The sequence below is a fragment of the Nostoc sp. DedQUE04 genome, from assembly GCF_034530995.1.
Lineage (GTDB): Bacteria > Cyanobacteriota > Cyanobacteriia > Cyanobacteriales > Nostocaceae > Nostoc.
The window spans coordinates 1-12,645 of sequence record NZ_JAVRCA010000105.1 but is presented as its reverse complement, the minus strand read 5'-3'; the positions used below and the strand labels follow the sequence as shown (position 1 = coordinate 12,645).

10 protein-coding genes are annotated in these 12,645 nt (G+C 42.4%); 6 read left to right on the top strand and 4 right to left on the bottom strand.

Features of this window, described 5'->3' with window-relative positions; translation table 11 throughout:
- Positions 1-1,546: DUF4114 domain-containing protein (locus tag RM049_RS37420; protein ID WP_322707840.1), on the top strand; the 1,546-nt coding region annotated here is incomplete at its 5' end.
- Between the two features lie 146 nt (positions 1,547-1,692).
- On the opposite strand, the gene RM049_RS37415 is transcribed toward RM049_RS37420, so the two are convergent.
- Positions 1,693-2,118 (bottom strand): four-helix bundle copper-binding protein, encoded by a 426-nt coding sequence (locus RM049_RS37415; protein WP_322707839.1) that lies wholly within the window; start codon positions 2,116-2,118, stop codon positions 1,693-1,695.
- Between the two features lie 432 nt (positions 2,119-2,550).
- Complete coding sequence (locus RM049_RS37410; protein ID WP_322691879.1) at positions 2,551-3,729, bottom strand: pyridoxal phosphate-dependent aminotransferase; 1,179 nt, start codon at positions 3,727-3,729, stop codon at positions 2,551-2,553.
- A 252-nt stretch (positions 3,730-3,981) separates the two neighbouring features.
- On the opposite strand from RM049_RS37410, the gene RM049_RS37405 reads away from it, so the two are divergent.
- A complete protein-coding gene (locus RM049_RS37405; protein ID WP_322674893.1) occupies positions 3,982-4,581 on the top strand; it encodes an MBL fold metallo-hydrolase in 600 nt (199 codons plus the stop codon).
- A 567-nt stretch (positions 4,582-5,148) separates the two neighbouring features.
- Here RM049_RS37405 and msrB read toward each other — a convergent pair.
- Together msrB and RM049_RS37395 are read right to left on the bottom strand one after the other, a co-directional pair.
- Complete coding sequence (msrB, locus tag RM049_RS37400) at positions 5,149-5,643, bottom strand: peptide-methionine (R)-S-oxide reductase MsrB (protein WP_322674894.1); 495 nt, start codon at positions 5,641-5,643, stop codon at positions 5,149-5,151.
- Between the two features lie 233 nt (positions 5,644-5,876).
- Entirely contained in the window at positions 5,877-6,407 is a 531-nt protein-coding gene (locus RM049_RS37395) for an MgtC/SapB family protein (RefSeq protein WP_322685175.1), read from the bottom strand.
- Between the two features lie 429 nt (positions 6,408-6,836).
- Between RM049_RS37395 and ssuD the strand changes: the two genes are divergently transcribed.
- The 4 genes from ssuD to RM049_RS37375 all read left to right on the top strand — a co-directional run bounded on the left by ssuD (position 6,837) and on the right by RM049_RS37375 (position 12,245).
- On the top strand, positions 6,837-7,997 hold the full coding sequence (gene ssuD, locus RM049_RS37390; protein WP_322707838.1) for an FMNH2-dependent alkanesulfonate monooxygenase: 1,161 nt from the start codon (positions 6,837-6,839) through the stop codon (positions 7,995-7,997).
- 71 nt (positions 7,998-8,068) lie between these two features.
- Positions 8,069-8,635 (top strand): NADPH-dependent FMN reductase, encoded by a 567-nt coding sequence (gene ssuE / locus RM049_RS37385; RefSeq protein ID WP_322691876.1) that lies wholly within the window; start codon positions 8,069-8,071, stop codon positions 8,633-8,635.
- A gap of 865 nt (positions 8,636-9,500) precedes the next feature.
- Entirely contained in the window at positions 9,501-10,838 is a 1,338-nt protein-coding gene (locus RM049_RS37380) for an FAD-binding oxidoreductase (protein ID WP_322707837.1), read from the top strand.
- Between the two features lie 54 nt (positions 10,839-10,892).
- The gene (locus RM049_RS37375) at positions 10,893-12,245 is read left to right on the top strand and encodes a (Fe-S)-binding protein (protein WP_322707836.1); all 1,353 of its coding nucleotides are present in this window, start codon (positions 10,893-10,895) and stop codon (positions 12,243-12,245) included.
- Positions 12,246-12,645: the final 400 nt, after the last annotated feature.

The following is a 12,645-nucleotide window of genomic DNA, read 5'->3' as shown; positions in this document are numbered from 1 at the left end:
CAGTTTAGTAACCGGAACTGGCGATACCGATAATAGTGCATTCACAATTGTTGGTGATAAGTTACAAATCAACAGTTCCCCAGACTTTGAAACCAAATCTAGTTACAACATCCGAGTTCAGACAACTGATGCAAGTGGAGTTACTTATAGCAAAGAGTTAACAATTGCAGTTAACAATCTCAGCGATCCTGGTGCTAACGATGCGCCCACAGATTTGACAGTAAGTCAGCTAGCTGTTGATGAGAACGTTGTTGCGGGAACAGTAATTGGCACATTTACTACCACAGACGCAGATGCAGGTGACACATTCACCTACAGTTTAGTAACCGGAACTGGCGATACCGATAATAGTGCATTCACAATTGTTGGCGATAAGTTACAAATCAACAGTTCCCCAGACTTTGAAACCAAGTCTAGTTACAACATCCGAGTTCAGACAACTGATGCAAGTGGAGTTACTTATGAAAAAGCATTGGCGATCGCAGTTAACAATCTCAACGATCCTGGTGCTAACGATATACCAACCCTGACGAAGAATACTAACGATATCTTTACTATCCAAGGTAAAGGTAACAGTGACAAAGCAACACTCTCAGTCAAGCTGACGGGACAGAGTTCTAAGCATCTTTATGAATTGGGAGTCTTTGCTGTAGATGATGAACAAGGGAAGATTCAAGGTATTGCCCCTTCAGATGCTGGTTACACTGAAGCAGCTTTGAAACGATCCAAGGTGATTCTCTCGTCGCTTACCAATTATCCTGTTGGATTTAATACTAATTTAGCTAGTTTGGAGGAATTTAATTCTGGTCAACACCTAAGATTTTGCTTGGTACGCGATAGCACTACTGATAGTATCTTGGCTGGACAAGCTGCTTTTACAGATGTACTGATTTCCGATCCGACAAATGTTAAAATCGCAAGCTTGGGTAATAATAACTTCTCCTTGTCTTGGAAAGCTAGCAACGGTTCTGAATTCCAGGATTTGATGGTAACAATTCAGGCAACAGATGAAGATTTGCCTTTGGGTGGAGCTTCCCAAGGAAAGCATCAAAGAGAACTCCTTGATTTACGTGGTGTGACACAACAAGTAAAAGCTGATTTTGCCGTCAATAGAGAAGCTGAATACGACAATTTTGTCGGTTTCTATCAAGTGGCTGATGAAAATGGTGGTATCGATAGCAACGGCGATGGTACAGCAGATATTCTCGTAGGGCAAGCTGGTTATGCTGAAGCTGCTATACGTGGACGTGTTGCAGGCATTGACTTGATGGTGAATAATCAAGGTAGCGCAAGTTACTCCGGGAATCTCGAGCCTGATTCTCTGTTTGCACCCTTTATTATTGTTAATGGTAAACCCGATGCCATTCTCGATGTCGATGCTAATAACAATCCAGCGGTTTACTTCGCATTTTTGGGCGCTAACTCAGACAAGACAGATCACATTCGTCTGTTAGAAAAAAACACCTTTGGCTTTGAGGATTTGGCAGAGGGTGGTGACAAGGATTTCAACGATATGATTGTGCATGTCAATTTGAGTATTGGTTAGCTATTTCATTGTCAAATTAACATCAAATCGGCAGTTAAAAACCGCGTCTATGATTAGTTAAGTCTTTACTTCAAGCGCCCAGACTCAAAGAGCCTGAGCGCTTGAATATTAGGTTGCAGAGAAACTTCTGCTAGATTGTTGTGGAATTATGCGGGCATCATGTGCATACTTCTGCAAGACTCTGCACACTTACGGCAAGCGGCAGCACATTCCATCATTTTCGCGTCATCGCTCATCATCTCACACGCCATTGCAGTGCGATCGCACATTTCCGCACAAAGCATACAAGTGCGTTCCATGAACTCAGAACCGCTCATCATCATATTCATGCACATCATGCACATTTCAGAACAATCGCGCATCATACTCATCATGCTCATCATGTTCTTATCCATGTGCTGACCACCTTTGCTCATGCAATGAGTCATGGTTTCCATGCACATTTTATGACAGTCCATACAAACATCCATGCAAGTCTGCATTTCTGGAGTCATGGTTTCAGTCATCATCATCATCGGAAATACCTCCTGATTTTTTGATGCATAAATAGTGTCCTTGAAAGGACTACTCATCACATTAGTCTTATCCTTTTAAAGAGTCAATGGGGTTTTTAATCCAGAATTTTTAAGCCTACTATCCCGATATAATTACCGGAAAATTGAATAAATTCTACACTATTTTGGTGTTGTTTTCCTGGGGAATGCTATACATTAAGGCTTAAAAAGCCTCGTTTCTAAGTGGGGTTTAATTTGGCAAGTCAGATATACATCGGGATCAAAAGTTAGGGTTAAATTTAATTTAAAAATAATGTTATTATTTTTAATAAATGAATGCCTTAATAAAGCATTTGTAAATTTCTATTAAATAGAGTTTTATTAACTTATATTAATTTCAAAATATATGTCTTAAAAAATTCGTAATTCATAATGTAATTTCAACTGCACTTAAAAGAAAATTTCCTCGAAAAAAGTAATTTTCACAACTTACATAAGATATGATGTAGGTTATAGATTTGATTGCAATTTCAGTAAGCGATCGCTCGCTGCTTGTAATGTCTCAGGTCTTTTGCTAAAGCAAAATCTGATCAATGAATGTCCTTTTTCTGGTTGGCTGAAAAAGCTGGAACCGGGAACTACAGCGACACCGATATCTTTAATCAGATGGTAAGTGAATTCAACATCTGTTTTATAGCCAAATTTGGAAATATCTGCAAGAACGTAATAGGCTCCTTGAGGAACGAAATAGGGAATGCCAACTTGGTCTAGAATTTGTAAAATGCTGTCTCGCTTCTGGTGATAAAGTTTGCCTAGTTCTTCATAATAGGATGGTGGCAGTTGCATAGCGGCAACTCCGGCTCGTTGCAATGGTGCAGGTGCGCCAACGGTGAGAAAATCATGGACTTTGCGAATCGCCCCTGTCAATTCGGGGTTTGCCAGAATGTAACCGACTCGCCATCCAGTGACGCTATAAGTTTTGGACAAACCGTTAATAGTAACGGTGCGTTCTGCCATTCCAGGAAGAGTCGCTAGGGCAATATGTTGAGTGCCGTCATAGAGAATATGTTCATAGATTTCATCAGTGAACGCTAACACATCCCATTTTTGACAAAGTTCAGCAATTAAGGTGAGTTCTTCACGGCTAAAGACTTTACCTGTGGGATTATGGGGTGTGTTGATAATAATTGCTTTGGTATTGGCATTGAAAGCTTGACGCAACTGTGCTTCATCAAATGTCCAATGGGGAGGATGGAGTGTCACGTAGCGGGGTATAGCACCAGCTAAAATCGCATCGGGGCCGTAGTTTTCATAATATGGCTCAAATACAATTACTTCGTCACCCGGATCGACTGTCGCCAGCATCACAGATGCCATTGCTTCTGTAGAACCGCAGGTGACGGTGATTTGGGTTTCGGGATCGATATCTAAGCCGAGATACCAACGGACTTTGTTAGCGATCGCATGACGAAATGGGCGATCGCCCCAAGTAATGGCATACTGATTAACATCTGCCTCTATCGCCTGATATGCTGCCTGTTTCAACTCCAAAGGACAAGGAAAATCAGGGAACCCCTGCGCTAAATTCACCGCATCGTATTGCAGTGCTACCCTGGTCATTTCTCGAATCACCGACTCTGTAAACTGTTCTGCCTTCGCTGATATTTTTTGCCGCCCAATCTTACTCACCCCTATACCTCCGTTAATCTTGGATTGCCGTTATCCGGGAATTCTGTAGCCCAGATAAAACCATAATATTGATAGATTTATCGTAGTATACTCAAATTTTTGATCCAGAGGAAGAAGCAAGGGAGCAGAGGAGGCAGGGAAGGCAGGGGAAGCAGAATAATAACCAATGCCCAATGCCCAATGCCCTTATTATCTATATACTTAATTATTGAGATTAATAGTCAATTATTGAAGTATCGATCCAGAATCATCATGAAATCTTTGCACCGTCCCGATCTTTATAGCTGGTCTAATTTCAATCCGGCAAGAAATATTGATTTCAATGGGATTGCCTGGATTCGCCCAGATGGCAACATCTTGATTGACCCAGTAGCCCTATCAAACCATGATTGGAATCATCTAAAATCCCTCGGCGGTGTGGTTTGGATTGTGCTGACGAATTCTGAGCATGTCAGGGCAAGTAAAGAAATTGCCGATCAAACTTATGCTAAAATTGCTGGCCCGATTGCAGAAAAAGACACTTTTCCTATACCTTGCGATCGCTGGCTATCTGATGGTGAAGAATTTGTCCCAGGACTGGAAGTGATTGAACTCAATGGTTCTAAAACTCCTGGTGAGTTGGCTTTGTTACTGGAAGAGACAACTTTAATTACAGGGGATTTAGTACGGGCACGTAAAGCAGGTAGCTTGACGATTTTACCAGATGACAAGCTGCTGAATCGAGAGGAGGCTGTTGCTTCTATTCGCAGGTTGGCTCAACTGAGTCGGGTAGAAGCAGTGCTGGTGGGGGATGGCTGGCCCGTCTTTCGGGATGGACGCGATCGCTTAAAGGATCTGGTAGCGACGCTGTAAATAATTAGGGTAGCACAGCTAGCTGTGCTACCCTACAGGCGAATGTAGTTCAAATAGATCAAAAAGGCTGTCAGAAGAAAATCAAACAACACCGTATCATGGTAGTTAGTAGCATTTCTGTCTGATACTTTCTTTTTTACCATAAAAGAATATCAGGTAAGTAATATCCTGATTTCCTGACGGCAGAATGCGAAAGCTTTTACTGATTCACTTAGTTGGAGAACGCTGATGTCGAAGGAAAGAAAAAGTAATAAAGAAGCTAAAAAACCTAAAAAAGATCCCAAAGACAAAAAGGAGAAAAAAGATCCAGGCAAATAGGACGATTTAGGTAAATAGTTATAGCAAAGACCAAGAGTTGCATTTCCTTACATTGACAATATTTCGTCCAGTAGGACTGAATAGGAAAAGTAATTGTCAAAAATTTATTCACTCTTGGTCAAGTATCAAAATCTGATGATTTAAGTTGTGTGTGCGATGTTAGGACGGGCTGTGACGCTCGATAGTGCAGCGTTAGCGACACAGGAAGGTCTTGACTCGCTAATGCTACGCTATCGGTGACGCAATTTATCAAGCAGGCTCAAATTTCAGCGAAACACCGTTCATGCAGTAGCGCTTGCCAGTGGGTGCAGGCCCATCATCAAAAACATGACCCAGATGACCGCCACAGCGACTACAATGCACTTCGGTTCTGGTCATAAACAACGACTTGTCTACAGTTGTGGCGATCGCACCTTCAATTGGATTAAAGAAGCTAGGCCAGCCAGTACCACTATTAAATTTGGTATCAGATGTAAACAGTGGTTGTTCGCAGGCGGCACAATAATAAGTACCATTGTCGTATTTCTTATCCAATGGACTGGTGTAAGGGCGTTCAGTTCCATGTTTACGCAATACATTAAACTGTTCTGGCGTTAAAATGGTGCGCCATTCTGACTCTGGTTTGGTAACTTCAAATCCACTTTGAGAAGTTGTCATTGCTTGTGACCCCCAATTGATATACCTTGATAACAGTGCTGTGCCAACTATGACTGCACTAGCCTGTAAAAAATAGCGTTTGTCCATATATCTATTATTTTCTATTTTCCGGTTCACTGGCCAATCAATTCCAGTACGGGATTCCCTACATGAATGACTATAATCAGCGATCGCTCTGAATTAGCCCTGAGAAACTGATTAAAATAAGCTTTGAAACAACAAATGATTTTTCAATAAAATACTAGGCGGCAATCCGATCGCCTTGACTTACTTTTGGGCAATACAAGTATAGTTTTCAACTAGAGCATAACAATAGAGAATCAATCATCTTCATCAGAGATGGTTGTGATATCCTCAATAGTCCCTTGTTTACCCTGACTCGTCAGAAATACAAATGTGCGATTGAGCCGCTTCACGCCACTTAGGGTAATCAGAGTCAGTAAGCCTCCCAATAATCCCATTTGCCATAGACCACAACCAATTGCAGCCCCCAAACCGGCCGCCGTCCAGACACAAGCGGCTGTAGTTAAACCCTTTACTTTTGGCGTTGCAGATTTTCTCGGAGACTCTTGTAAAATCAATCCGGCTCCAAGAAATCCAACCCCGGTAGCTACACCTTGAATTGTGCGACTCAGTGCATTGGTAGCAGCATAGGGACTCTCGCCCTCAACCTGCAAAGGAATCATCACAAATAATGCTGCCCCCATACTCACGAGCATAAATGTTCTCATCCCTGCTGGTCTACCTCCTTGCTGACGGTTGAATCCAATCAAGCAACCAACCAGGAGCGCCAAAGACAATCTAAACGCTATATGTGGCCAATCGTTGGCAGCAATAAACATCGGCCCCATTGCCTTATTTCTCCTAGAGACAGAACGGAATTTTGCACCTATTGGCAGTGTGGGCTGGATGGCTACCCACTTTTGTAGCTGAAAACTTAAGCACTGCAAATCAATAGGCTTTCAGTACATTAAGGTTAATTTAACAAAAGGTTAGGAATAAGTAAACTAATATACCCAAAGCTACCATTGATGTATTCTTCCTAGAGACAGAGGCAGGGGAAGAAGAACTATTGATTGTTATCTATACCCAATCCCCAATTTCCAATTTTTGCGATCGCTAGCTTATTGAACACCGCCTAATATACATTGTTCTGATAGAGATACCGGAGTTATACGAAAAACTTCTTGCTTGATTAAGTAGGATATGTGATATTGTTAAAACTATAAACAAAGCACGGTATTTCTATCGAATTGCCGTAGTTTAAAAGGACAGGATTCATGCAGCTACTATGGTTCATCCCAACCCACGGCGACGGACGTTACCTTGCAACTGCTACAGGCGGAAGGGCAGTAAGCTTTCCCTATCTGCGGCAGATTGCTCAAGCGGTGGATGACCTTGGTTATACAGGGGCATTGCTGCCTACAGGCCGCTCTTGCGAAGATGCTTGGATTGTAGCGTCAACCTTGGTATCACTGACGCGACAAATGCATTTTTTAGTAGCGATTCGTCCCGGCTTGGTATCACCTGGAGTAGCGGCGCGGATGGCGGCGACTTTCGATCGCCTCTCTGGGGGACGCTTGCTGATTAATGTCGTGACCGGTGGCGATCCCGTAGAGTTAGCGGGAGATGGCTTGCATTTGGATCACGATCGCCGCTATGAATTAACAGATGAATTTTTGACAGTATGGCGAGCGATCGCTAGTGGCGAACAAGCCAATCTCCAAGGCGACTATCTTAATATCCAAGATGGGAAACTGCTGTTTCCACCTGTTCAAAAGCCATATCCGCCCTTGTGGTTTGGCGGTTCCTCTCCTGTGGCTCAAAAAATTGCTGCCAAGCACGTAGATGTTTATCTAACTTGGGGCGAACCACCGGCGCAAGTAGCCGAGAAGATTGCAGCAGTTCGCAGACTTGCAGAAATACAAGGCCGGACTTTGCGGTTTGGGATTCGCCTACATGTGATTGTGCGCGAAACTGAGAGTGAAGCTTGGGATGCGGCGAATGATTTGATTAAGTATGTAGATGATGAAGCGATCGCAAAAGCCCAAAAAGCTTATGCCCGAATGGATTCAGTTGGACAACAGCGAATGACTCAATTACACCACGGTAATCGTGAGGCATTAGAGATTAGCCCGAACCTGTGGGCGGGAGTCGGTTTAGTGCGGGGTGGTGCGGGAACAGCTTTAGTCGGCGATCACCAAACTGTAGCCGCTAGGATATTAGAATATGCAGATTTAGGTATTGAGTCCTTTATCCTCTCTGGCTATCCCCACCTAGAGGAAGCTTATCGAGTCGCAGAACTTCTGTTTCCCCATCTGCCCTTAGAGAATTTACCCGCAGTAGAGAAGCAACACGTCTTAAGTCCATTTGGTGAGATTGTGGCAAATGAAGATTTCCCTAAGCAGCAACATCAGGAGAAAGCTACATCCATATCCTAGTAAAGTTTAGGGTATTGGGCATTGGTTATTTCCCATTCCCCATTCCGATTAATGCATAGGAGTTTAATTGAATGACAAATATTTTAGCGATCGCAGGTAGTCCAACACATCCATCTAGAACCTATGGTGTTGTCGAATATACTGCCCAGCTTTTACAACAAGAAGGCTTGCATGTAGATATTATTTCAGTTCGGGATTTACCTGCTGAAGATTTGGTTTTTGGACGATACGAGAGCCAAGCTTTAGAACAGCCAAAAGAATTATTAGCAAAGGCAGATGGTGTGATTATTGCCACCCCGATTTACAAAGCTGCTTACACAGGAGTGCTAAAAACATTTCTAGATTTGCTGCCACAAAAATCATTAACAGGTAAACCCGTGTTACCAATTGCTTTGGGTGGAACCATCGCTCATTTATTGGCAATTGAATATGCCCTCAAACCTGTGTTATCTGAATTAGGAGCGCGTCATATCCTCGCTACTATTTATGCAGTAGACAAACAAATTCAACGACAAGCCGATCACAGCGTCGTGTTAGATGAGGAAATTGACCAAAGACTCAAAGACGTTCTCAAAGAATTTGTGAAAGCTGTAGAATATGATGCCGCAGCACCTCAAGAATTGGTTCATGCCAATTAAAGAATTAAGTTTATACCTCCGTTTGCTTGTAGCAGAGGGGTAAAATTTACCCATCTGTTACTTTTTTTTCAAGTTAATCAGAGCCAGATAACTTTATTTTCAGAAATGACACTTTTATTGCAACAATATTAAAATTATTTATAGATGACGCTCATATTTATCTGCCAACTTTTATAGTCTATTAAACTAACACCGCTATATTTATTATTTTTTCTATAAAATATCTTGTATATATGCAAATTGTCTCCTAACTCTACCTATAGTAGATGAGTGAAATTTACTCATCTACTACTTTCTCTACTTAAATTTCAAACTTTATCAACAAATTCACAAAATTATAGGTTGGATAAGGCTAATACCTTAGAGGATGTTTGAAAAGTCCTCTTCTTGGTAGCAAAACGTTCTAGCTCCCCCTAAATCCCCCGATATAGCAAGGGACTGGGGACTGGTGACTGGGGATTGGGTGAAAAGTCTTGTTGTGTCTAAGTTTTATCATCTGTTAATGTCCTAACCACGTTGGCTGTTGCTATAAATTGGGGGACTTTGAAAGGTTTTGCCGCTTTTTAAGGGGGGTTGGGGGGATCGATAAGTGCCTAAAATCACAGCCAACCACTCTTCAAACAACCTCCTACAGCACCGCTTTTTAAGGGGGGTTGGGGGGATCGATAAGTGCCTAAAATCACAGCCAACCACTCTTCAAACAACCTCCTACAGCAGTTTCATCTATTTGAATTCCACCTGTCGTAGGGGCGCAACCAGTCGTAGGAATCGCTTTCATATTAAAGCCACTGTATATTAATGGCAATGCGCTTTTTTGGTCAGGTTAGCCAGTAAATTAGAAGGAGGGCGTAAAAAAATAAACTCAATGAAAGCGATGTCTAACGACAAGCCGCAAGGCGTCTGCGCTTCCGAACTTGCATCTATCGTCGGTGAAGAAAATGCTATTTGCCTTTGGGAAAATATCGAATTCAGTCAGCAAAAACGTATCCAACAAGCTATAGCTTCTGGAAATTCACCCAGTTGTATTGTCTATCCCCGCAGCCAAGAACAGCTAGCCGCAGTCATTACCACGGCTCATGCAAATAACTGGCGCGTCCTTGCCTGTGGTAGTGGCAGTAAACTTAGCTGGGGTGGTTTAGCAAAAAGCATTGATGTTGTAGTTAGTACAGAACGCATCAACCAACTGATTGAACACGCTGTTGGCGATTTGACTGTCACAGTCGAAGCTGGGATGAAGTTCTCTGATTTGCAAGCACTTTTGGCAAAATCGCGGCAATTTCTCGCCCTTGACCCCACAGCACCAGAGTCAGCAACCATTGGCGGTATTGTTGCCACAGGTGATACAGGTTCTCTGCGGCAACGTTATGGCAGTGTACGCGACCAGTTACTAGGTATTACCTTTGTCCGTGCTGATGGAGAAATCGCCAAAGCTGGGGGAAGAGTAGTTAAAAATGTTGCTGGATATGACTTGATGAAGTTGCTTACCGGGTCTTATGGCACATTAGGCTTTATTAGTCAATTAACTTTTCGCCTGTATCCGCTAGCCGAGGCATCGGGGACGGTGGTACTAACTGGGAAAGCTGAGGCTGTATCTCAAGCGGCTAATATCCTTCGAGGTTCGGCGTTAACACCAGTTCAGGCTGATTTGCTATCAACTAAATTGGTGTCTAGTTTAGGATTGGGTGAAGGACTGGGATTAATTGCTCGGTTTCAAAGTATTAGTGAGAGTGTTAAGGAACAATCAAACCGAGTTTTGGAAGTTGGACAAAAGTTAGGGTTAAATGGGGCAATTTTTACCGATGGTGATGAAGCTAATCTATGGCAGAGATTGCAAGAACGAATACATACTACTGCTACAGAATCGGTAATTAGCTGCAAAATAGGAGTGTTACCTACTGCTGCTGTGGAGATTTTGACTCAGGTGGAGTTGGGTTTAATTCATATTAGTAGTGGTTTAGGTTTGTTACAATTAGAGAGTAAAAATCAAGTTTTGAAAATCCGCGATCGCTTAGGCTTTGCTGGAAACAACCCCACTCAAGCAAGTAGTGGTTTTTTAACAATTCTGTCAGCACCAGTTGCGGTTAAAGAACAAATAGATGTTTGGGGTTATACGGGTAATGCTTTGCCGTTGATGCGCCGTATTAAGGAACAGTTTGATAGTAAGAATATTTTAAGTCCTGGCCGGTTTGTGGGTGGAATTTAAGCAACGAACCGCTAAGACACAAAGAACGCTGAGATAGAGAGGGGAAAAGAATATATGCAAGTTTCAAAAAATTCTGTTAATAATACGGCTAGTTTAAAGAATTTGAAGGGCTTTGATGAGAGTCATCCACCCGATCCGAAGTTAATTGATAGTTGTGTACATTGTGGATTTTGTCTTTCGACTTGTCCTAGTTATCGGGTGCTGGGTAAGGAGATGGATTCTCCTAGAGGACGCGTCTATTTAATGGATGCAATTAATGAGGGTGAAATTGCTCTCAATACCGCAACAGTAGAACATTTTGATTCTTGTTTAGGATGTCTTGCTTGTGTGAGTACTTGTCCTTCTGGCGTGCAGTATGACAAGTTAATTTCTGCAACTCGTCATCAAGTTGAACGAAATTATCCCCGCAGTTTACCAGATCGATTTTTTCGCCAACTGATATTTACTCTGTTTCCTTATCCCAATCTTTTACGGGTTTTATTAGTTCCGTTGTTAGTTTATCAAAAGTTAGGATTTCCTAAGTTATTTCGGGCTACGGGTTTACTGAATAAAATATCGCCCCGTTTGGCAGCAATGGAATCAATTCTGCCAGAAATTACTATCAAATCTTTTCAAGATAATCTGCCTACTGTGATTCCTGCTAAAGGTGAAAAGCGGTATCGAGTCGGGGTAATTTTGGGTTGCGTCCAACGGCTGTTTTTCTCCCCTGTAAATGAAGCGACAGTACGCGTTTTAACAGCGAATGGTTGTGAAGTTGTGATTCCCAAATCTCAAGGTTGTTGTGCGGCGCTTCCCGAACACCAAGGACAAACAGAACAGGCGAAAGCTTTAGCAAGACAGATGATTGATAGTTTTGCCAAGACAGATGTAGATTTTGTGATTATCAATGCTGCTGGTTGCGGTCATACTTTAAAAGAGTACGGTCATATTTTAGAAAATGACCCAGAATATCGAGAAAAGGCAAAGGATTTTGCCGCTAAAGTTAAAGATGCTCAAGAATTTTTGGCAACTGTTGGCTTAACAGCGAAACTTTCACCGTTGACCGATCGACCATTGAATTTAGTTTATCAAGATGCTTGTCATTTATTGCACGGACAAAAGATTAGCGTCCAACCGCGTCAGGTATTGCGACAAATTCCAGGGGTGAAGTTGAGAGAACCAATAGATGCAGCTTTATGTTGTGGCAGTGCCGGAGTTTATAATATGCTGCAACCAGAAGTGTCTGAAGAATTGGGTCGGCAAAAAGTAGAGAATTTGTTGAATACTGGTGCTGAGTTAATTGCTTCTGCTAATCCGGGGTGTACTTTGCAAATTACGAAGCATTTGCAGTTGCAGGGTAAGAAGATTTCAGTTATTCACCCGATGGAGTTGTTAGATTATTCGATTCGCGGTGAGAAGTTAAAGTAAAAGCACCCCAAAGAGCCAAAGCTGCGCTTTGGCTCCCCTCCTCCCTAACTCTACGGTGTACATACAAGTTGAAATATTTTACTCATTTGGGTTTAGGCGTAGGTTTTACCCCTCCCTAACCCTCCCCTTGTAAAGGGGAGGGAACTAGATTTTCGATTTTCCCTGTAAGATTGGTGCAACATACTTGAATCTCAGCTTGTAAAGGGGAGGGAACTAGATTTTCCGGTTTCCCCCCTTTACAAGGGGGGATTAAGGGGGGTAATTCGACTTATGTGTACACCAAGGATTTCGCATTAATTTGATACCAATACACAGCTGTGCGCCCCTACTATTGGGATATTTTTTTATTAGACTCATCCGCAAATGGCAAATGCTCACGGGGACTGGGTTTGAGAAACTT